General features: G+C 70.3%; 19 protein-coding genes. 17 read left to right on the top strand and 2 right to left on the bottom strand.

What is annotated here, in order from left to right; all coding sequences use genetic code 11:
* Positions 1-58: 58 nt before the first annotated feature.
* The 13 genes from WT16_RS08265 to WT16_RS08325 all read left to right on the top strand — a co-directional run bounded on the left by WT16_RS08265 (position 59) and on the right by WT16_RS08325 (position 13,856).
* Entirely contained in the window at positions 59-1,669 is a 1,611-nt protein-coding gene (locus tag WT16_RS08265) for a ShlB/FhaC/HecB family hemolysin secretion/activation protein (RefSeq protein WP_015601009.1), read from the top strand.
* Between the two features lie 65 nt (positions 1,670-1,734).
* The gene (locus WT16_RS08270) at positions 1,735-3,531 is read left to right on the top strand and encodes a MotA/TolQ/ExbB proton channel family protein (protein WP_015600080.1); all 1,797 of its coding nucleotides are present in this window, start codon (positions 1,735-1,737) and stop codon (positions 3,529-3,531) included.
* A 15-nt stretch (positions 3,532-3,546) separates the two neighbouring features.
* Positions 3,547-3,957 (top strand): biopolymer transporter ExbD, encoded by a 411-nt coding sequence (locus tag WT16_RS08275; protein ID WP_063533096.1) that lies wholly within the window; start codon positions 3,547-3,549, stop codon positions 3,955-3,957.
* A gap of 9 nt (positions 3,958-3,966) precedes the next feature.
* Positions 3,967-4,662 carry an energy transducer TonB gene (locus WT16_RS08280; protein ID WP_059928428.1) on the top strand — a complete coding sequence of 232 codons (696 nt, stop codon included), beginning with the start codon at positions 3,967-3,969 and terminating at the stop codon, positions 4,660-4,662.
* Between the two features lie 96 nt (positions 4,663-4,758).
* A complete protein-coding gene (locus WT16_RS08285) occupies positions 4,759-6,573 on the top strand; it encodes a putative porin (protein WP_063533097.1) in 1,815 nt (604 codons plus the stop codon).
* Between the two features lie 12 nt (positions 6,574-6,585).
* The gene (locus tag WT16_RS08290; RefSeq protein ID WP_231892038.1) at positions 6,586-7,341 is read left to right on the top strand and encodes a hypothetical protein; all 756 of its coding nucleotides are present in this window, start codon (positions 6,586-6,588) and stop codon (positions 7,339-7,341) included.
* Between the two features lie 17 nt (positions 7,342-7,358).
* On the top strand, positions 7,359-7,937 hold the full coding sequence (locus tag WT16_RS08295; protein ID WP_015600990.1) for a YbjN domain-containing protein: 579 nt from the start codon (positions 7,359-7,361) through the stop codon (positions 7,935-7,937).
* 140 nt (positions 7,938-8,077) lie between these two features.
* Positions 8,078-8,968: a peptidylprolyl isomerase gene (locus WT16_RS08300; protein ID WP_063533098.1), complete on the top strand. Its 891-nt coding sequence runs from the start codon at positions 8,078-8,080 to the stop codon at positions 8,966-8,968.
* 7 nt (positions 8,969-8,975) lie between these two features.
* Positions 8,976-9,818, top strand: a complete 843-nt coding sequence (locus tag WT16_RS08305; RefSeq protein ID WP_063533099.1) for a hypothetical protein — start codon at positions 8,976-8,978, stop codon at positions 9,816-9,818.
* A 47-nt stretch (positions 9,819-9,865) separates the two neighbouring features.
* A complete protein-coding gene (locus tag WT16_RS08310; RefSeq protein WP_082874751.1) occupies positions 9,866-10,306 on the top strand; it encodes a hypothetical protein in 441 nt (146 codons plus the stop codon).
* A 76-nt stretch (positions 10,307-10,382) separates the two neighbouring features.
* Entirely contained in the window at positions 10,383-11,801 is a 1,419-nt protein-coding gene (locus WT16_RS08315; protein WP_063533100.1) for a Do family serine endopeptidase, read from the top strand.
* Between the two features lie 115 nt (positions 11,802-11,916).
* Positions 11,917-12,366: a YbaB/EbfC family nucleoid-associated protein gene (locus WT16_RS08320; protein WP_082874752.1), complete on the top strand. Its 450-nt coding sequence runs from the start codon at positions 11,917-11,919 to the stop codon at positions 12,364-12,366.
* Between the two features lie 200 nt (positions 12,367-12,566).
* Positions 12,567-13,856, top strand: a complete 1,290-nt coding sequence (locus WT16_RS08325; protein ID WP_015601043.1) for a DUF2827 family protein — start codon at positions 12,567-12,569, stop codon at positions 13,854-13,856.
* Here WT16_RS08325 and WT16_RS08330 read toward each other — a convergent pair.
* Both WT16_RS08330 and WT16_RS08335 read right to left on the bottom strand, forming a co-directional pair.
* Positions 13,765-14,862: an aldose epimerase family protein gene (locus tag WT16_RS08330; RefSeq protein ID WP_009916717.1), complete on the bottom strand. Its 1,098-nt coding sequence runs from the start codon at positions 14,860-14,862 to the stop codon at positions 13,765-13,767. The genes WT16_RS08325 and WT16_RS08330 overlap by 92 nt on opposite strands.
* 29 nt (positions 14,863-14,891) lie before the next feature.
* The gene (locus WT16_RS08335; RefSeq protein ID WP_006026820.1) at positions 14,892-16,085 is read right to left on the bottom strand and encodes a DNA-binding transcriptional regulator; all 1,194 of its coding nucleotides are present in this window, start codon (positions 16,083-16,085) and stop codon (positions 14,892-14,894) included.
* 326 nt (positions 16,086-16,411) lie between these two features.
* Here WT16_RS08335 and xylA point away from each other — a divergent pair, with 326 nt between their 5' ends.
* The 4 genes from xylA (at position 16,412) to WT16_RS08355 (ending at position 21,697) form a co-directional block, all read left to right on the top strand.
* Positions 16,412-17,734, top strand: coding sequence for a xylose isomerase (xylA, locus tag WT16_RS08340; protein ID WP_006026818.1), 1,323 nt, complete (start codon positions 16,412-16,414; stop codon positions 17,732-17,734).
* 113 nt (positions 17,735-17,847) lie between these two features.
* Complete coding sequence (xylF, locus tag WT16_RS08345; protein ID WP_015601802.1) at positions 17,848-18,867, top strand: D-xylose ABC transporter substrate-binding protein; 1,020 nt, start codon at positions 17,848-17,850, stop codon at positions 18,865-18,867.
* 74 nt (positions 18,868-18,941) lie between these two features.
* The gene (gene xylG / locus WT16_RS08350; RefSeq protein WP_063533813.1) at positions 18,942-20,501 is read left to right on the top strand and encodes a D-xylose ABC transporter ATP-binding protein; all 1,560 of its coding nucleotides are present in this window, start codon (positions 18,942-18,944) and stop codon (positions 20,499-20,501) included.
* A complete protein-coding gene (locus tag WT16_RS08355; RefSeq protein WP_006026815.1) occupies positions 20,498-21,697 on the top strand; it encodes a sugar ABC transporter permease in 1,200 nt (399 codons plus the stop codon). The genes xylG and WT16_RS08355 overlap by 4 nt, the downstream gene beginning before the upstream one ends.
* Positions 21,698-21,772 lie beyond the last annotated feature (75 nt).

The following is a 21,772-nucleotide window of genomic DNA, read 5'->3' on the forward strand; positions in this document are numbered from 1 at the left end:
AGGGGAATGGCGCATGCCGCCGAGAGTAGACCGTAAGTCACGCGAGCCAAGGCGGTTGATGCGCCGACGCCTGACCAGCGTCGTGCTGGCCGGGGGGCTGAGCGTCGCGCCCGTCGCCCGCGCGCTGGAGGCTGCCGCCGCGCCGGCCGCGAACGCGGCCTCGACGGCGCCGCAGACGTTCGACGTCAACGCATTCATCGTGCGCGGCAACACGATGTTGCAGGCGATCGAGATCGAGAAGGCCGTCTATCCGTTCGAAGGGCCGGGCAGAACGCTCGCCGACGTGAACGCGGCTCGCGACGCGCTGCAGAAGGTCTATCAGGATCGCGGCTATCAATCGGTCGTCGTCGAATTGCCGCAGCAGCAGGTGAAAAACGGCGTGATCCTGCTGCAGGTGGTCGAGACGAAGGTCGGCCGGTTGCGCGTCGACGGCGCGAAGTACCACTCGCCGCAGCACATCCGTGACGCGGTGCCCGCGCTCGCCGAAGGCGCGGTGCCCGACTTCAGCCAGGCGCAGCAGCAGCTCACCGAGCTCAATCGCTCGGCCGACCGGCAGGTGATTCCCGTGCTCAAGCCGGGGACGATGCCGCAGACCGTCGACGTCGACCTGAAGGTCGACGATCACCGCCCGCTGCACGGCACGCTCGAGCTGAACAACGACAACAGCCCCGGCACGTCCACGCTGCGCACGAGCGCGAACCTCAGCTACTCGAACCTGTGGCAGCTCGGCCACGTGATGTCGGCCACCTATGTGATCGCGCCGCAGCACCCGAACGACGCGCGCGTCTACGCGTTTTCGTACCTCGCGCCGATCCGGGATTCGCGCTGGAGCTTCCTCGCGACCGTCGTCCACTCGGACAGCAACGTGGCGTCGGTCGGCGGCATGAACGTGCTCGGCAAGGGCACGACATACGGCTTCACCGCGATCTACGCGCTGCCGGCGACGGATACCTACGCGCAGTCCGTCAGCATCGAGATCGACCGCAAGCATTACGACGAAAACGTGATGTTCGGCCGCCAGACGTCGACGGCGCCGCTGACCTACGTGCCCGTGACGTTCTCCTACAACGGCCAGTTGAGCCTGAAGCAGTCGCAGACGTCGTTCCTGGCATCGCTCACGACGAACATCCGCGGCATCGGCAGCGACTGGGGCGCATGGGACAACAAGCGCTACAACGCGACGCCGGATTTCGTCTACGGCAAGTTCGACCTCAATCACACGCAGCGCTTCGCGAACGACATGCAGGCCAATGCGCACGTGAGCGCGCAGCTCTCGAGCTCGCCGCTCGTGTCGAGCGAGCAGTTCGCAGCGGGCGGGATGAACAGCGTGCGCGGCTACATGCAGGCGGAGGACACGGCCGATAGCGGCGTGATCGGCTCGCTCGAGCTGCGCAGCCCATCGCTCACGAAATGGCTGGGCGGCGCGGTCGGCAGCCGCGTGAACGAGTGGCGCTTCCACGCGTTCGTCGACGCGGCGCATCTGTGGTTGCTGAGCCCGCAGGCGGAACAGACGTCGCGCTTCAATCTGCTGAGCGTCGGCGTCGGCACGCGGCTGCAGTTGCTCAAGTACGCGAGCGCGGATTTCGAGGCGGGATGGCCGCTGAAGGCGGGGGTCTATACGCGGCGCTACAGCCCGCGGTTCGATTTCTACGTTCGGCTGGGGTTCTGACGGATTTTCTTTTCGTGCCGGGGCGGCGCGACGTGCGCAACGCCCGCACATTCGGGGAGTGGATCGTGAAGCGAGTCTTGTTTTTCCTGTTGGCGGTGATGCTCGGCGCGCTGCCCGGCGTCGCGAGCGCATGGTGGCAGAGCGACTGGTCGTACCGCAAGTCGATCACGATCGACGCGAGCGCCAAGGGCGCGAACCTCACGGAGTCGGCCGGCCGCGTGCCGCTGCTGATCCGTCTGCATTCGGGCAATTTCCAGTTCGACGGGCTGGCCGACAACGGCGCCGACATCCGCTTCGTCGGATCGGACGACAAGACGCCGCTGAACTTCCACATCGAACAGTACGATCCGGTGCTCGGCGTCGCGCTGATCTGGGTCGACATCCCGAAGATGCCCGCGGGCGCCGCCGAGTCGATCTGGATGTACTACGGCAACAAGAAGGCGCCGGACGGCGGCAAGCCGGCCGAGACGTTCGACGCCGACTACACGCTCGTCTATCACTTCAACGGCGCGGCGGGCGCGCCGCCGAAGGACGCGACGGCCTACGGCAACAACGCGCAGAACGCGTCGTTCAGCACGATCGAGGACGGCATCGTCGGCAAGGGCGCGCGGTTCGACGGCAACGGTTCGCTGACGCTGCCGGCGAGCCCGTCGCTGAACGTCGCCGCGGGCGCGGGCTTCACGTTCAGCGCATGGGTGAAGCCGTCGGCGCTCGCGCCCAACGCGCTGCTCTACAGCCGCCGCGACGGCGCGAACGCGCTGCTGATCGGTCTCGACAACGGCGTACCGTTCGCGCAGATCGACGGCGGCGCCGCGCCGGCGCGCACGCCGGCCGCGCCGCCCGTCGGCGCGAATCAGTGGACGCATCTCGCGGTGACGGCCGACGGCAGGAACCTTACCGTCTACGTGAACGGCAAGCAGGTGGCGCAAGCGGCGGCGGCGCTGCCCGCGCTGTCGGGCGCGGCCGCGATCGGCGCGGACGTGGCCGGCGCGCCGGCCGGCTTCGCCGGGTACGCGGGGGCGCTCGACGAGCTCCGGCTGTCGAGGCTCGCGCGCTCGCCGCAGGCCATCGCGGTCGACGCGCTGGCGCAAGGCTCCGAATCGAAGCTTCTCGCGTACGGCGCCGACGAGAAGCAGTCCGGCTTCGGCTTCGGCTATTTCGGCGTGATCGTCCAGTCGGTGACGGTCGACGCATGGGTTGTGATCGCGGTCCTGCTCGCGATGGCGGCCATCTCGTGGTTCGTGATGTGGACGAAGGCGCGCTACGTCGGCGCCGTCGATCGCGCGAACGGCTACTTCGTCCAGCGCTTTCGAGAGGTCGCGGGCCGGCATCTCGTCGGTCTCGCGCACGTCGACGCGCGCTCGGACGAAGGGCGCCGGCTCGCGCAATCGTCGCTGTATCGCCTGTATCGCGCGGGCGTCGACGAGATCCACAGCCGCGTCGACGACAACGGCCGCACGGTGATCACGACGGAATCGATCGAGGCGATCCGCGCGTCGATGGACGCGACGCTCGTGCGCGAGAACCAGCGGCTGTCGAAATCGATGGTGCTGCTGACGATCGCGATCTCGGGCGGCCCGTTCCTTGGCCTGCTCGGCACCGTGGTCGGCGTGATGATCACGTTCGCCGCGATCGCGGCGGCGGGCGACGTGAACGTGAACGCGATCGCGCCGGGCATCGCGGCCGCGCTGCTCGCGACGGTGACGGGCCTGTTCGTCGCGATCCCGGCGCTCTTCGGCTACAACTATCTGCTGATCCGCAACAAGAACGTGACCGCGAACATGCAGGTGTTCGTCGACGAGTTCGTCACGCGCCTCGCGGAGGCGCATCGCAATCCGGACCACGCGCTGGCGGCGGATTGAACGGGGGAACGCGCGATGCAAGTACAGGACGACGAGAAGCCATACGACGACATCAACATCACGCCGATGCTCGATCTGGCATACGTGCTGCTCGTGATTTTCATCATCATGACGACCGCGTCGGTGCAGGGGATCAAGGTCGATCTGCCGAAGGCGAGCTCGTCCGCGAGCCTCGCGAAGCCGAAGACGAAGGCGATCACGGTCGCGGACTCGGGGCAGATCTTTCTCGACGCATACCCGGTGACGATGGACGAGCTCGAAGCGCGCCTGCGCACCGAGAAGGCGGCCAGCCCCGAATTCCCGATCGTGCTGAAGGGCGACGCCGCCGTGCAGTACCAGAAGGTCATGGACGTGCTCGATCTGCTGCGGCGCCTCGATCTGTCGCAGGTCGGTCTCGTGACCGGCAAGGCGAAGCAGGGCGGCTAGGGACGCGCGATGGAAATGACCTACAACGGCGGCCCGCGCGACAAGGGGCCGGGCCGCTTCGTGAAGCCCGTCGCGCTCGCGCTCGTCCTCGCGGGGCTCGCCGCGCTGATCTGGCGTTTCGCGGGCGACACCACGGGCGTGAAGCGCGCGAGCGCGCCGCAGGTGACGACCGTGATCCCGCTGCCGCCGCCGCCGCCGCCGAAACAGAAGCCGCCGCCCGAGAAGATGAAGGAGGAGGCCAGGACGCCCGTCGACAAGCCGACGATCGCGCCGAAGCCGTCGGAGGCGCCGAAGCCGTCGGACAACCAGCCCCGGCAGATGACGATGAACGCGCCCGCGCAGGCCGGAACCGACAGCTTCAACATCGGCGCGGGCGACGGATCGGGCATGGTCGGCAGCGGCGGAGGCGGCAAGTTCGGCAATTCGAGCTACGCGCAGTACATGGTGTACGTGCTGCAACGCGCGATCGAGCAGGACAAGGGCGTGCAGGAGGCGGGCGGCGCGCGCTTCTCGGGCAGCCTGAACCTGTGGATGGACCCGTCGGGCCGGATCACGAAGGTGACGATCGCGCAGTCGACCGGCGACGCGAAGATCGACGCGGCCGTCGTCGCGGCGGTCGAGTCGCTCGGCCGGGTCGACGAGGCGCCGCCGCCCGCGACCGCCTATCCGGTGCTCGTCAGGTTGCAGGGGCGCAAGCCGGCATGACGGCGCGCGCGAATGCGAGCGGCGAATGAATCATGGGGCAGGTCCGTCGCACGGATGCTGCCGGAAAAAGAAACGGCAATTGTTCGGAGTGCTTTGATGATTCGGAAGATGAACGGACGGGGTGACGGGCCCCGCAGCGGCGCGCTATCCGCGCGCCTGTCGCGCATCGGCGCGGCGGTGCTGACGCTCGGGCTGACGTGCGCGTCCGCCGCGCACGGGCAATCGCTCGAGACGCAGGCGGCATCGGGCAAGGCCGCGCCGACGGAGAGCGTGGTGGTCAACCTGATCAACCTGCTCGTCGAGCGCGGCGTGCTCACGCAGCAGAACGCGAATGAGCTGATCGGCGAGGCGCGCGCGGAAGCCGCGCAGGCGAAGGCCGCGCGCGCGTCGGGCGCGCCCGTGGTGGCGGGGGCCGCCGTGGTCAACCCGCCGACGCAGCCGGGCGACGTCGCGGTGCCGTACGTGCCGCAGGTCGTGCGCGACCAGATCCGCGACCAGGTCAAGCAGGAGGTGATCGCGCAGGCGAAGGCCGAGAACTGGGCGCAGCCGAACACGTTCCCGGACTGGGTGTCGCGGATCAGGCTCGACGGCGATCTGCGCGTGCGCGACGAATACCACTTCTACGGCAGCCGCAACGCGAACAACGTGACGAACTTCGCGGCGATCAACCAGGGCGGCGGGTTCGACATCAACCCGAACACCAACACGACGCAATTGCCGACGCAAAACACCACGCAGAACCGCAACAACCTGCTGCGCTACCGCGCGCGGCTCGGCGTGACGGCGACGCTGTCCGACGAGCTGACGGCGGGCGTGCAGATCGCGAGCGGCAACGACAACGGGCCGGTGTCGACGACGGCCACCGCGGGCGGCGGCTTCGCGAAGAAGAACATCTGGCTGAACAAGGCGTACTTCTCGTACCGGCCGGCGGCCTGGCTGAACCTCACGGCCGGCCGCTTCGACAACCCGTTCTTCAAGTCGGACCTGGTGTTCTCCGACGATCTGATGATGGACGGCCTCGCGGCGAATCTGCACCACGCGCTGCCGTGGAATCCGGACGTCACGCTGTTCGGCACGCTCGGCGTGTTCCCGATCCAGTACACGAGCGAGAACTTCCCGTCGAACAGCACCGACAAGGCGGGCAGCGACACGAAATGGATGTTCGGCGCGCAGTTCGGCGCGGACTGGAAGATCGACGCGAAAAACCGCCTGAAGGGCGCGGTGGCGTACTACGACTTCCAGAACATGCGCGGCACGCTGTCGTCGCCGTGCGCGCTGTATCTCGGCGCGACGAACTGCAGCACCGACAACGAGGCGCCGGCGTTCATGCAGGGCGGCAACTCGCTGATCGCGCTGCGCAACATCGTGCAGAACCCGAACCTCGCGCCGGGGATGACGCCGCAGCCGCAGCTCTTCGGCCTCGCGTACAACTACCGGCTGCTCGATCTGAAGACGCAGTGGGATACGGTCGTCGCCGATCGCTTCAAGCTGCGCCTCGACGGCGAATACGTGCGCAACCTCGCGTACAACGAGAACAAGGCGTTCGCCGCGGCGTCACTGCCCGTCAACAACTACGAATCGACGTCCGTGAACGCGACGCGCGCCGATTATCGGAGCGGCCCGAACGGCTTCCTCGCGAAGGCGACGATCGGCGAACCCGAGCCGCGCACGAAGGGGCAGTGGAATTTCTCGGTGGCGTACAAGTATCTGCAACCGGACGCGGTGCTCGACGCGTTCAACGATTCGGACTTCCATCTCGGCGGCACCAACGCGCGCGGCTACGTGATCGGCGCGGCGTATGCGGTGGCGCGCGACGCGTGGGTGTCGGCCCGCTATCTGAGCGCGAAGGAAGTGTACGGCCCGCCGGTATCGATCGACGTGCTGCAGCTCGAGCTCAACGCACGTTTCTGACCGGAGCCGAGGATGAACACCACCCATCGCGCGATGCTCGCGGCCGGCCTGGCCGGCGCGCTGCTGCTCGCCGCCGGCGGCGCGCGCGCGCAAGGCATCGAGGACAAGCTGCGCAGCCAGTTGCGCTCGACCGTGCAGGAACTGCGCCAGTTGCAGGACGGCCAGGCGCAGTTGCAGGCCGACAAGGCCGCCGCCGTGAAGCAGCGCGACGACGCGCTCGCGCAATTGAAGACGGCGCAGGCGCAGCTCGCCGCGGCGCGCGGCGATTCGGGCGCGGGGGCGGCCGCGAAACGCGCGCTCGCGCAGGAGCGCGCGCTTCGCGAGCAGGATGCGCAGTCGCTCGCGAAATACAAGTCGTCCAACGAGGCGCTGCTCGCCGCGGCGCGCGCCCACGATGCGCAGCGCGCGCAATGGCGCAACGACGTCGCCGCGCGCGACACGCAACTGACAACCTGCGAGGCACACAATGCGGCGCTGTATCGCGTGGGCCACGAGATCCTCGATGCATACGAGCACGTCGGCTTCGGCGCGATCGTCGCGTCGCGGCAGCCGTTCGCGCAGTCGGCGCGCGTGAAGTACGACGAGCTCGCGCAACGCTACGGCGATGCGCTGTACGCGGGCAAGTACGACCGGGCCGCGCGTTCCGCCGGTGCCGACGCCGGCCGCGTCGGGGGGCGTCGCGGCCGGCGCGCCATGAGCGCGCGGCGGCCCTGCGGCCCTGCGGCGCGGGACAAGCGCATCGCTCGGCCGGCTCCATTCATTCGTTGAACACAGGAAGAACGCACATGCAGGACAGCCTTTCGAACGCCGGCGGCGCACGCCCGGCGCAAGACGACGAGCCGATCGCGGCGATCAGCGCCGATCGACTGGCCGACATACTGCGCCGCGCCGGCTATCGCGTGACGGCGGCCGAGCAGAACGGCGCGGTGCAACTGATGAGCGCGAGCCAGGGGATCGGCTTCTCGGTGCGCTTCGGCAATCCCGCCGCCGGGCTCGGGCCGCGGCCCGCCGATGCGGGCGAGGGCCCCGCCGCCGCGCTCTACGTCGACTACACGCTCGCGTGCCTGCTGCAGGTGCAGGGCGAATTGCCGGCCGAGCTCGTCGCGAACTGGAACCGCACGAAGCGCTTCGCGCGCCTCGCGAACCACGGGCCGCTGCTCGCGCTGGAGATGGACGTCATCGTCGCGGGCGGCGTGTGCGAGCGCCACGTGCGCTCGACGATCGAGCTGTGGGATCGCCTGATCCAGGAATTCCTGCTGCATCTGCGCAACCGGCCCGCGATGACCGAGCAGGAAGCGGCGGCGCGCGCGGCGCCCGGCGAGCAGGCGGTCCAAGCCGCGCACGAGCGCGCCGCGCAGCCGTGACCGCCGCGAGCCGGATCGGCGCTGCACTGCGGACTGCGCGTGGCGCCGGATGCAATGAACGTAACGATGCCGATGCGTGCGTCGCCCGGGCGCGATGCACGCGATTCGGGAGGGCAGTCTCAAGAGAGGGCGGTCAAGGCATGATGACGAAGATGAAGATAAGGGCGATCGCGGTGAGCGGACTCTTGCTGGGTGCGCCGCTCGCCGCGCACGCGCGGGACGACGTGATCGCGAACGCCGCGCAGGCGTCGGTCACGCAGGCGGATCTCGCGACGCTGCTGAAGACGGTGAACCCCGAAGTCCGTGAACGGCTCGCGGCCGACCCCGCGGCGCTGGACCAGGTCGTGCGCTCGGCGCTCGCGCAGAAGGCCGTGCTCGCCGAAGCGAAATCGAAGGGCTGGGACAAGGAGGCGCAGGTGCAGTCGGCGATCGAGCAGGCGCGGCGCGACATCGTCGTGCGCAGCTATCTCGCGTCGATGAACGCGCCGCCGGCCGACTATCCGTCGGACGCCGAGATCCAGGCCGCGTATGACCGGAATCTCCCGGCGTTCATGGCGCCGCGCGCGCTGCACGTCGCGCAGATCTACATCGCCGTGCCGCCGAACGCGGAGGCCGCGACGCTCGACAAGGCGCGCAGGCAGGCGGCCGATCTCGCGAGCCTCGCGCGCAACGGCGATTTCGCCGCGCTCGCGAAGGCGAACTCGCAGGACCACGCGAGCGCGGCGAACGGCGGCGATCTCGGCTTCGTGCCCGAGCCGCTGATGCTGCCGGAAGTGCGGCAGGCGGCCGGCGCGCTGAAGCCGGGCCAGGTCTCCGCGCCGATCCGGACGCCGGCCGGCTTTCACGTGGTGAAGCTGATCGACGCGCGCGCCGCCGCGCCGCGCCCGCTGGCCGACGTGAAGGAGCAGGTGCGCGCGATGCTGCGCGCGCAGCGCACGCAGCAGAACGCGCAGGCGTATCTCGCGAAGCTGACCGCGAACGCACCGATCAACGAAGAAGCGCTGAAGAAGGCGCTGGCGGCCGTCCGGTAGGCGCCCCGTGGCCACCGCCCGTCCGACGCCGCGCATCGATCCGCCCGATGCGCATGCCGATGTGCATGCCGATGTGCACATGCCGAAGCGGCCGCGCCCGGCCGTCTCGATCGGGCGAGTGCGCCCGCCGAAGGCCAACCTGTGGCCGCGTCCGCCCGGCGAGCTGCCGACGCACTGTCCGCTCTGCTTCGGCGCGCTGGTGTCCGTGCCCGGCGCGAGCGGGCACGCGCGGCACCGGAGCGCGCGGTGTTCCGCGCAATGCGTGCTGACGACCCACCGCTACCAGCCCGACGAACCGATGATCTGCGGCTCGCGCGACGCGCAGTGCTCGGCGCGCCATCGGGAGCGCTTCGTCGCGCAATGGGCGCGCCATTACGCGTTGATGCGGCGCGTGTGGCCCGCGCTCACGATCGAGCGCTTCGTCACGGTGATCGCGTGCGCGGACGTCGCGGATCTCTGGTCGTACCGCGCGCTGCGCGACGACGATCTCGCGGCCGTCCTGCTCGTGCTCACCGGCTTCCTGCGCGTGCCGGACGCGCCCGCCGCCGATGCGCTCGTGCCGGCGGCGCGCTGGGTGCGGTTCTGGTTCGACGCGAGCGTGCGCGAGATCGGCGACTTGTGGGCGGCGGGCGCCGCCGCGCCGCGGCTCTTTCGCGTCGACTATCGCGAGCCGCTCGCCACGCCGTATCCGACGGGCGCGCAGGTGCACGCGTGGCAGCGCATCGACGGGATGCGCGATGCATGGGCGCAGCAGGCCGACGCGCCGGCGGCGGCCGTCAGTCCGAGCGATCGCGCCGCGTTCGCGCGTTTTCTCGCGAGCCCGCCGCCGCGCGGCGGCGAAAGCGTGTGAGGGCGACGCGGTGCGGTGTGATCGAACAAATCTCGAAGGAGGCTCGCATGAGGGTGCGACGCAAGTGTATCGCCGTGGGCGCATGCCTGTTGCTGATGGCCGGCGCCCATGCGCAGGGCGGCCGTGCCGACGTGGATGCGGCCGACGTGGATACGGCCGCCGTGGATACGGCCGCCGTGGATACGGCCGCCGTGGATACGGCCGGCTCGGCCGCGCGGCCGAGCCCGACGCCGAAGCCGGTGTGCGTCGACGCGGAAGTCGACGGCAAGCGCGCGCTGTCGTACGACTGTCTCGGCGCGCAGTTGAAGCCGAAGGCCGAGCCGCAGGCCGGCGCGTCGCAGACGGATTCGGAGCGGTTGTCGAAGCAGCCGTCGAACCGGCTCGGCACGTTCAACCTGTCGGCCGAGCGCAACCGCTTCGGCGCGAACTGGGGTAAGTCGGCGACGCCGCAGCGGCCCGCCGCGCCCGTCGCCATACCGCCGAAATGACGCGCGGGGCGGCGTCGCGCAATGGGCGCGCGCGAGGCCGGCGGCGCGCCGCCGGGCAACGACGAGGAGCGGCAACATGAAATCGCGCAAACGGGCAGGCATGGCGGCGAGCCGGGCGATCGCGGGGGGCTTGGCGCTCGCGATCGCGTGCGGCGCGCCGCGCGCCGCCGACCGGCCGGCGCGGGCCGACGGCGCGCCGACGGTCGCGCTGCCGAATTTCTCCGCGCTCGTCAGACGGGTCGGCGCGGCCGTCGTCAACATCAGCGTCACGCGCGAGGTGACGCAGATGGGCATTCAGCTTCCGCCCGGCATCCCGCCCGATCATCCGCTCGCGCCGTTTCTCGCGCGCCGCGTGATCGGCAATCGCGACGAAGTGAGCCTCGGCTCCGGCTTCATCGTCAGCGCGGACGGCGTGATCCTGACCAACCGGCACGTGGTCGGCGACGCGGCTGCCGTGGACGTCAAGCTGACCGACAAGCGGCAATTCAGGGGGCGCGTGATCGGCAGCGATCCCGTGTCCGACGTCGCCGTGATCCGCATCGACGCGCGCAACCTGCCCGTCGTCGCGACGGGCGACCCGGCGCGCACCGAGGTCGGCGACTGGGTGATGGCGATCGGCTCGCCGTATGGCTTCGCGAACACGGTCACGCAGGGCATCGTCAGCGCGAAATCGCGATCGCTGCCCGGCGAGCGCGCGATCCCGTTCATCCAGACCGACGTGCCGATCAACCCCGGCAATTCGGGCGGCCCGCTGTTCGACCTGAACGGCCGCGTGATCGCGATCAATTCGATGATCTTCTCGAAGACGGGAGGCTACCAGGGGCTTGCGTTCGCGATTCCGATCGACATCGCGCTCGACGTGAAAGACCAGTTGATGCGCACCGGCAAGGTCACGCGGGGGCGGCTCGGCGTCGCCGTGCAGGAAGTCAGCCAGGCGCTCGCGCGCTCGTTCGGCCTTGCGACGCCCGACGGCGCGCTGATCACGACGGTCGAGCCCGACGGCCCCGCCGCGCGGGCCGGCCTGCAGGCGGGCGACGTCGTGCTCGCGGTCGACGGCCGGCCGATCGCCGAATCGGCCGACCTGCTCGGCATGATCGCGGCCATGCGCCCAGGGCGCATGGCCGATCTGCTCGTCTGGCGCGCGGGGCGCGCGACGCACATGACGGCGACGGTCGGCGCGTTCGACAGCGGCACGGCGTCGAGCGGCGGCGCGCCGGGGCCCGCGCGTCTCGCGCGTTTCGGGCTGGCGCTGCGCGCGGCGACGGAGCAGGAGCAGCAGCGGCTCGGCATGAGCCGCGCGCTCGTGGTCGAACAGGCGAGCGGCCCGGCGGCCCGCGCGGGACTGCGGGCCGGCGATGTCCTGCTGTCGGTGAATGGCGCGCCGGCCGCGAGCGTCGGCGCGCTGGCGAGCGAGATCGACCTCGCGCACGGGACGGTCGCGCTGCTCGTGCAACGCGGCGGCGCGCGATTGTATGTTCCGATCGAGCCGGGGTGAGCGCCGGCGCCCGGGGCGGGAGCGCGTGGCCCGGCGCGGCCTGCCTGCCGCATCGGCGTCGTGCGAACGGGAAAGTGAAACAGGAGGCGTGATGAAGCGAAGGCGAGGAAGGGGCGTGCTCCGATGGCTGCCGGCGTTCGCCGTCGCGTGCGTGCTCGCGTCGGGCGTGCCCGCCGCCGCGCAGACGGCCGACGTGCCGCAGCCGTGGATCAGGTACGGCGAGCTGGCCGGCGGCGAGTTCCGTGCGCGGCTCGAAGCCGACGGCGAAGCGGCCGACCGGCTGCACCGGTATCTGGCGGCGCGCGTGGCGAACGCGAGCGCTGGCGCACCGATGCAGTCGATCGTCGTGCGCGCGTGGATGGACGCGAACGGAGCCGTCACGCGTGTCGAATTCGCATCGCTCGGCGATCCGGACGCCGACGCGACGCTCAGGCAGTTGCTCACCGCGACTCCGCTGGCGGAGCCGCCGCCCGACATGCCGCAGCCGCTGCGCGTGCGCCTGCGGTTCGCGCCGAATCCCGAATCGCGAACCGGCGAGCCGGCTGAAACCGGGCATGCGCGATGAAGCGCCGCGCGGCGCCGGACGGCGATTCGCGCCATCCGGCGAGCGGCCGGGATTCGCCGGATGCGCGGGAATCGCTTCCCGGCGCGATGCTCCGTCGATCGTCGGGGCGAGCGCGGACTGGGCGGCCGGCGTTCGCGACGCACGAGGTTCTGCGGCCGGGAAGAGCCGGATGAGGGACGAAGAGTCACGAGGAAACCGAGATGCGGATAGGGATTTCGTATATTGCACGGCCTGGGCGCACGGTATGGGACGACGGGCCGGGCCAAAGCGTGTTCTTTCTGGTCAAGCTGCTGCGCGCGCTGCCGGCGATCGAGGACGTCGCGCTGATCGACTGCGGTCCGGAACCGGCGTTGCCGGCGCAGGCGAAAGCGCTGTTTCCGGACCTGCCGCTGATGGCGCCGCGCGAGGCCGCGCAGCGGGTGGACGTGGTGATCGGGATGTCGGGCGGGCCCGATGCCGAATGGCTGGATCACGTGCGCGCGCGAGGCAAGAAGGTGGTGTACCTGTGCGGCGGCGAGCCGGACGCGCAATGGCTCGGCCCGAGCGTGTTCCAGCGAGGCGGGTATGGTTCGCACGCGCCGCGCTGCGACGAGATCTGGGTGCTGCCGAAGGATCGGGCGTTCGGCCCCGTGCTGGAGGCGCTGCATCGATGCCCGGTGCACGAAGTGCCGCTCCTGTGGGACCCGATGTTCATCGATCGGCGCATCGGCGGGCTGGCGGCGCGCGGACGGCGCTTCGGCTACGCGGCGCGGCACGGTGGTCGGGGCGGGACGCGGGGGCTGCGCGTGGCGATATTCGAGCCTGACGGAGCGCAGGCCAAACGCTGCGTGATTCCGGTGCTCGCATGCGACATGGCGTTTCGCGCGGCGCCCGATGCGATCGACGAAGTGCGGGTGCTCGACGGCGCGCTGATGCAGGCGCACCCGAGCTTCTCGTTTCTGCGGAACTCGCTCGGCGTGAAGCAGGCGGGACGGCTGCATCTGGATGGCCGGCACGACTTCGCGGACTACATGAGCCGGGCGGCCGATGCGGTGGTGGCGCATCACTGGCGCGACGATCGGAACGTCCCGCACCTCGACGCGCTGTATGGCGGCTATCCGCTGATTCACAACGCGACGTGGCTCGCGGATCTCGGCTATTACTATCCGGCGTTCGACGTGTTGTCGGCGGCGCGCGCGCTGGTCGCTGCGGCGACGCGGCACGACGCGGCCCAAGCGGACTACGTGCGCCGTTCGCGCGCCTTTCTCGCCGGGCTGAGCCCGCTGTCGCCGGCGAACGGCGCGCGTTATCTGCAGCGGTTGCTGCATCTGACGGCCGCGCGTGCCGGCAGATCGGGCGATGCCGCCGCGGGGCGGCGCTCCGCGCAGGCTGCATTCGCGGATCGTGAGATGGCGGCATTCACGGCCGCACGCCGATCCGGTACTTCGTCGTCTGCCGATACGTGCCCCCGGGCCGCAGCACGGCGCCGTCCCGCAGGTTCGTCATGTTGATCTGATTCGGAAACCCGCCGGCCTCGAGGCAGAGCGCCGCGTGGCGCGCACAGCGCGCGCCGTCGCGCACGCGCAATCCGTGCAGATGATTGCCCGTATAGCATTGCAGCCCCGGCTGGTCGGTCGACACGGTCAATTCGCGCCCGCTCTCGGGATCGTACACGCACGCGACGGGCCGCACGCCCCGCGTGCCGGCGCTGCCCAGCACGTAGCAGTGGTCGAAGCCTCCCGCCCGCGCGAGCTGCGCGTGCGGCCAGTCGAGCCGCGCGCCGAGCGGCGCGCCGTGCCGGAAATCGAAGGCGGTGCCGGTCACGTCGGCGGCGCCCGTCGGGATCAGCGCGTCGTCGATTTCGAGGAACATGTCGGCGTCGATCGTCAGCAGATGACCGCGCACGTCGCCGCCCGGGCGGCCGCTCAGGTTGAAATAGCTGTGATTCGTCAGGTTGAGCGGCGTGGGCGCGTCGGCGGTGCCGGTGTAGTCGATCGTCAGCGCGCCGTCGTCGTCGAGCGTGTAGCGAACCTGCACGGTCACGTTGCCGGGGAAGCCCGCGTCGCCTTCGGGCGATTCGAGCCGCAGCGCAAGGCCACCGCAGTCGTCGACGACTGCCCAGCGCTCGCGATGAAAGCCGCTCGCGCCCCCGTGCAGCAGGTTGCCGTTCTCGTTGCGGTCGAGCGCGTAGTCGACGCCGTCGAGCGTGAAGCGCGCGCCCGCGATCCGGTTCGCCCAGCGGCCGATCGTCGCGCCGAGGTAGGCCCCCGATTCGATGTATTCGGCCGGCGCGTCATGCGCGAGCACGATGTCGGCGAAGCGGCCGGTGCGGTCGGGCGCGAGCCAAGACACGACCGTCGCGCCGAGATCGCTGACGACGACGCGCATGCCGTCCGCATTGCGCAGCGTGTAGCGGCGCACCCGGTCGCCGCCGGGCAGCGCGCCCCAGGGCTCGGACGGCACGCGGGCGACGCCGGGAGCCGGGGGAAAAGCATGAGTGTCGGTGTCGATGGGCATGGGCGGAATCGGTTCGTGGACGGTCGTCTTCATCGCGCGGACGCGGCGCGCTCCTGGTATTCGCGCGGCGTGCAGCCTAGCTCGCGCCGGAACACCGCGTGCATGTACTGCAGCGACGTGAATCCGCAGCGGATCGCGACCTCGGCGCTCGACGCGTGACGGCCCGCGAGCAGCGCCTGCGCCGCTTCGAGCTTGTGGCGCAGGATTTCCTGGTGCACGGTGCGCCGCAGTTCGCGGCGAAAGTGCTCTTCGAGCAGCGAGCGCGACACGCCGACGTAGTCGGCGACCTGCTCGGTCTTGATGCCCTGGCACGCGTACTGGCGGATGAAATGGCGCGCGCGCATCACGTGCGGACTCGCGAGCGGCTGGTGGCGCGTCGATTCGAGCACGTTGATCCCGACGGGCGGCACGAGGATCCGCCGCCCCGGAAAGCGCGCGCCGCCCAGCATCTGATGCAGCAGATGCGCGGCGGTGCGGCCCATCTCCCCGGTGCCCTGGATCACCGACGAGAGCGGAATGCGCGTGAGCGTGCGCGTGAGCGGATCGTTGTCGATGCCGACGATCGCCACCTGCTCGGGCACCGGGATGCCGGCGATCAGGCACGCCTGCAGCAGGTGCCGCGCGCGCGCGTCGGTCACGGCGATCACGCCGACCGGCTTCGGCAGCGCGCGCAGCCAGCCGATCAACTGCTCGATCGCGTGGTTCCAGGCCGACGCGCTCGTCGACAGCCCGCGGTAGACCGGCGCATCGAGCCCATCCGCGCGCGCGAGCCGGTCGAACGCGCGCTCGCGCTGCTCCGCCCAGCGGTTCTGCCGCGCGACGGGCAGGCTGTACATCGCGAAGCGCGGCAGCCCCGCGCCGATCAGATGCGTGTAGGCGAGCGACACGAGCTTCGCGTTGTCGGTCGCGATATACGGCAGGTCGGCCGGATACTGCGCCGGGTCCTCGTACGACGAGCCGACCGCGACGATCGGCAGCGGCGAGCCGGCGAGCGCGTCGGCGACGGCCGGATCGTCGAAGTCCGCGATGATGCCGTCGCCGTCGAAGCGCTCGATGCCGGCGAGCCGGCAGCGGAAGTCGTCTTCGAGGAACAGGTCCCACGCGACGCGCGTCGAGCGCAGGTAATCGCCGATGCCGCCGATGATTTCGCGGTCGTAGACCTTGTTCGCGTTGAACAGCAGCGCGATGCGGTGCGGCGTCCGGGCGGAAGGGGCGCGGGTCATCTCGATCTCTAGGGTCTGCTTACATACGGAACGCGCATGCGAATGCCCGGCATCGCGCGGCTCCCAAGGGGACTTCCCGCGGGGCGCGGGGCGGCGCGGCGCCGTGGCTCCCGAAGGCGCGCGGGCGGCGCCGCGCGGCTGTCGGGCGTGCGGCCATTGTAGGACGGGATGCGCGCCGTGCGCGGGCGGCTGGCAAGAAACGTTATGCGCGCTGCGCAATTTCGCAATTGCCGGCGCGAGGGTGCGCGAGCACGATCCTGCCAGACCGAATTCGGCCCCGCGCGTCGCCGCGACGCGCGTTGCGCCGCAACACGGATGGAGACGCCATGTCGTATTTCGAACACATTCCCCCGATTCGCTACGAAGGCCCGCACTCGGACAATCCGCTTGCGTACCGGCATTACGACCGCACGAAGCGGGTGCTCGGCAAGACGCTCGAGGAGCACCTGCGGATCGCCGTCTGCTACTGGCACACGTTCGTGTGGCCGGGCCACGACATGTTCGGCCAGGAGGCGTTCCGGCGGCCGTGGCAGCAGCCGGGCGAGCCGCTCGAGCGCGCGCGGCAGAAGGCCGATGCGGCGTTCGAATTCTTCACGAAGCTCGGCGCGCCGTTCTACACGTTCCACGATACCGACGTCGCGCCGGAAGGGGCGAACCTGCACGAGTACGTCGAGAACTTCACGCGGATGGTCGACTATCTCGGCGAGCGCCAGCAGGCGAGCGGCGTGCGGCTGCTGTGGGGCACCGCGAACCTGTTCTCGCATCCGCGCTTCGCGGCCGGCGCGGCGACGAACCCGAACCCCGACGCGTTCGCGTGGGCGGCGACCCAGGTGTGCCACGCGCTCGACGCGACGCGCCGGCTCGGCGGCGAGAACTACGTGCTGTGGGGCGGCCGCGAAGGGTACGAGACGCTGCTCAACACCGATCTCGCGCGCGAGCGCGAGCAATTGGCGCGGTTCCTGTCGATGGTCGTCGAGCACAAGCACCGCACCGGCTTCACCGGCGCGCTGCTGATCGAGCCGAAGCCGCAGGAGCCGACCAAGCACCAGTACGACCACGACGTCGCGACGGTGCACGGCTTCCTCACGCAATACGGATTGCAGAACGAAATCCGCGTGAACATCGAGGCGAACCACGCGACGCTCGCCGGCCATTCGTTCCATCACGAGATCGCGAACGCGTTCGCGCTCGGCGTGTTCGGCAGCGTCGACGCGAACCGCGGCGATCCGCAGAACGGCTGGGACACCGACCAGTTCCCGAACAGCGTCGAGGAGCTGACGCTCGCGTTCTACGAGATCCTGCGCCACGGCGGCTTCACGACGGGCGGCATGAACTTCGACGCGAAGGTGCGGCGCCAGAGCGTCGATCCGGAAGACCTGTTCCACGGCCATGTCGGCGCGATCGACGTGCTCGCGCTCGCGCTCGAGCGCGCGGCCGTGCTGGTGGAGAACGACCGGCTCGATGCGCTGCGCCGGCAGCGCTACGCGCAGTGGGATTCGGCGTTCGGCCGCAAGATCCTCGCGGGCGGCTACTCGCTGCAGTCGCTCGCCGCCGACGCGCTCGCGCGCGGCGTGAACCCGCGGCACGCGAGCGGCGCGCAGGAGCGGCTCGAGAACATCGTGAATCAGGCGATCTACGCGCTGCGCTGATCGCACCGGCAGGCGGGCGTCCGGCACGCGCGGCGCTGCGCTCCGACGCGGGCGGCGCGCTGCTGCGGCTGCCCGGCGTTTCGTGGGTTCGTCCAATAAAGAGGAGTGCAGACATGAGATCCGTCACGCGTCGTACCGTATTGGGTTCGCTTGCCGGCGCCGCGGCGCTGGCGCTCGCCGCGCCGCTCGCGCACGCGAGCCGGGACAAGCCGGAGATCGGCTTTTGCATCGACGACCTGCGCGTCGAGCGCTGGTCGCGCGACCGCGACTATTTCGTCGCCGCCGCGACGAAGCTCGGCGCGAAGGTGTCCGTGCAGTCGGCGGATGCGAGCGAGGCTCGGCAGATCTCGCAGATCGAGAACCTGATCTCGCGCGGCGTCGACGCGATCGTGATCGTGCCGTTCAATTCGAAGACGCTCGGCAACGTCGTCGCCGAAGCGAGGAAGGCGGGCATCAAGGTCGTGTCGTACGACCGGCTGATCCTCGACGCCGACGTCGACGCCTACATCTCGTTCGACAACGTGAAGGTGGGCGAGCTGCAGGCGCAGGGCGTCTACGACGCGAAGCCGAAGGGCAACTACTTCCTGCTCGGCGGCGCGCCCACCGACAACAACGCGAAGATGCTGCGCGAAGGCCAGTTGAAGGTGCTCAAGCCCGCGATCGACCGCGGCGACATCCGGATCGTCGGCCAGCAGTGGGTGCCCGAGTGGAGCGCGTCCACCGCGCTGCGCATCGTCGAGGACGCGCTGACCGCGAACGGCAACCGGATCGACGCGATCGTCGCGTCGAACGACGGCACCGCGGGCGGCGCGATCCAGGCGCTCGCCGCGCAGCATCTCGCGGGCAAGGTGCCGGTGTCGGGGCAGGACGCGGATCTCGCGGCCGTCAGGCGCGTGATCGCCGGCACGCAGACGATGACCGTCTACAAGCCGCTGAAGCTGATCGCGAGCGAAGCCGCGAAGCTCGCGGTGGATCTCGCGAAGGGCGCGAAGCCCGCGTACAACGCGCAATACGACAACGGGAAGAAGAAGGTCGACACGGTGCTGCTGCAGCCGACGCTGCTGACGAAGCGCAACGTCGACGTCGTCGTGAAGGACGGCTTCTACACACCGGCGCAACTGGCGAGCCAGTGAGCCAGCAACGGCGATACGCGCGCGGCCGGCCGCCGGTGCGGCTCGGCCGCGCGCACACTGCGAGGCATGCGCGTATGACCGGACCCTTGCTGACGATGCGCGGCATCGTCAAGGAATTCGACGACGTGAAGGCGCTCGACGGCATCGACCTGACCGTGCGGCGCGGCGAATGCGTGGGCCTGTGCGGCGAGAACGGCGCCGGCAAGTCGACGCTGATGAAGGTGCTCTCGGGCGTCCATCCGCACGGCACATGGGCGGGCGAGATCCGCTGGGAAGGCGCGCCGCTCGCCGCGTCCGGCGTGCGCGACACCGAGCGCGCGGGCATCGTGATCATCCATCAGGAGCTGATGCTCGTGCCCGAGCTGTCGGTGGCGGAGAACATCTTCCTCGGCAACGAGATCACGCTGCCCGGCGGCCGGATGCACTACGCGGCGATGGTCCGGCGCGCGGACGAGCTGCTGCGCGAGCTGCGCATCGACGCGATCAACGTCGCGCAGCCGGTGATGGACTACGGCGGCGGCCACCAGCAACTGATCGAGATCGCGAAGGCGCTGAACAAGCGCGCGAAGCTGCTGATCCTCGACGAGCCGTCGTCGTCGCTGAGCGCCGCGGAGACGCGGGTCCTGCTCGACATCGTGCGCGGCCTGAAGCGGCGCGGCGTCGCGTGCGTCTACATCTCGCACAAGCTGGGCGAGGTCGAGGCCGTGTGCGACACCGTCACCGTGATCCGCGACGGCCGCCATGTCGCGACGGAGCCGATGCGCGCGCTGAGCACCGACCGGATCATCGCGATGATGGTCGGCCGCGAGATCCGCAACCTGTACCCGCGCGAGCCGCACGAGATCGGCGACGTCGTGCTGGAGGCGCGCAACGTGACCTGCCACGACGTGACGAATCCGCGCCGCAAGCGTGTCGACGACGTGTCGTTCAGCGTGCGGCGCGGCGAGATCCTCGGCGTCGCGGGGCTCGTCGGCGCGGGCCGCACCGAGCTGATGCAGGCGATCTTCGGCGCGTACCGGGGGGCGTCCACGGCGACCGTGCGGATGAACGGCCGGCCGCTCGCGATCCGCTCGCCCGCCGACGCGATCCGCGCGGGCCTCGCGATGGTGCCCGAGGACCGCAAGCGGCACGGGATCGTCCCGCAGCTCGGCGTCGGCCACAACATCACGCTGTCGGTGCTGCGGCGCTTCGCGAAGCGCGGGCGGATCGACGCGGCAGCCGAGCTCGACGCGATCCGCACCGGGATGCAGCGGCTGTCGGTGCGCGCGGCGCACCCTTTCCAGCCGATCGCGAGCCTGTCCGGCGGCAATCAGCAGAAGGCGGTGCTCACGAAGATGCTGCTGACCGATCCGCAGGTGCTGATCCTCGACGAGCCGACGCGCGGCGTCGACGTCGGCGCGAAGGCGGAGATCTACCGGCTCGTGTTCGCGCTCGCGAAGCGCGGCGTCGCGCTCGTCGTCGTGTCGTCGGAGCTGCCCGAGGTGCTCGGCCTCGCCGACCGCGTGCTCGTGATCGGCGAAGGCGAGCTGCGCGGCGATTTCGTCAACGACGGGCTCACGCAGGAACAGATCCTCGGCGCCGCGCTGAAAAGCAGCCGGCGCGCCGACGAACCCACCGCAGCGAGCGCGACATGAATACCGAACTGTCTTCCGCCGCGGCGCGCGAGCGCGCCGCAGACGGCCGCCGCGCGCACGGCCAGCCGCTGCGCCGGCTGTTCGTCCGCTATCAGGTGCTCGCGCTGCTGTTCGCGGTCGCGGCGATCTGGGCGCTCTTCTCGGCGTTGACCGACGGCGCGTTCGTCACGCCGCGCAACGTGTCGAACCTGCTGCGGCAGATGTCGATCACCGGCATGCTCGCGTGCGGGATGGTGTTCGTGATCATCGCGGGCGAGATCGACCTGTCGGTCGGCTCGCTGCTCGGGCTGCTCGGCGGCGTCGCCGCGATCCTCGACGCGAGCCGCCACTGGCCGGTCGCCGCGACGGTGCCCGCGGTGCTTGCGCTCGGCGTGCTGGCCGGGCTCTTCAACGGCTGGTGGTCGACCTACCGGCGCGTGCCGTCGTTCATCGTCGGGCTCGGCGGGATGCTCGCGTTCCGCGGGGTCCTGCTCGGCGTGACGGGTGGCTCGACGATCGCGCCGGTATCGGACGGCTTCGTGTTCATCGGGCAGGGCTATCTGCCGCGCGCGGCCGGCGACGCGCTTGCGCTCCTGCTGTTCGCGCTCGTCGCGCTGCTCGTCGTGCGGCAGCGCGGCAACCGGCGCCGCTACCGGCTCGCGGTCGCGCCGCCGTGGCAGGACGCCGCGAAAATCGCCGGCGTGGGCGCGGTGCTGTTCGCGTTCGTCGCGACGCTCGACCGCTACGGCGGCATTCCGGTGCCCGTGCTGCTGCTGCTCGCGCTGCTCGGCGCGTTCTCGTGGATCGCGACGCAGACCGTGTTCGGCCGGCGCATCTACGCGGTCGGCTCGAATCTCGAGGCGACGCGCCTCTCGGGCGTCGACACGGACCGCGTGAAGCTCGCGATCTTCGCGCTGATGGGGCTGATGTGCGCGTTCGCCGGCCTCGTCAATACCGCGCGGCTCGCGGCCGGCTCGCCGTCGGCGGGCACGATGGGCGAGCTCGACGCGATCGCCGCGTGCTTCATCGGCGGCACGTCGATGCGCGGCGGGTCCGGCACCGTGCATGGCGCGCTGATCGGGGCGCTCGTGATGGCGAGCCTCGACAACGGCATGTCGATGCTGGACGTCGACGCGTACTGGCAGATGATCGTCAAGGGCGCGGTGCTGGTGCTCGCGGTGTGGATCGACGTGGTGTCCCGGTCGAACCGGCGGTGACGCCGCCCGGCCGGCCTTCGCGCGCCGGAATTTTTACACCCATGCCGATAGCGATATCGCCCGAATCCAAATTTT

This window comes from Burkholderia sp. MSMB1589WGS (genome assembly GCF_001636105.1).
Taxonomy (GTDB): domain Bacteria; phylum Pseudomonadota; class Gammaproteobacteria; order Burkholderiales; family Burkholderiaceae; genus Burkholderia; species Burkholderia humptydooensis.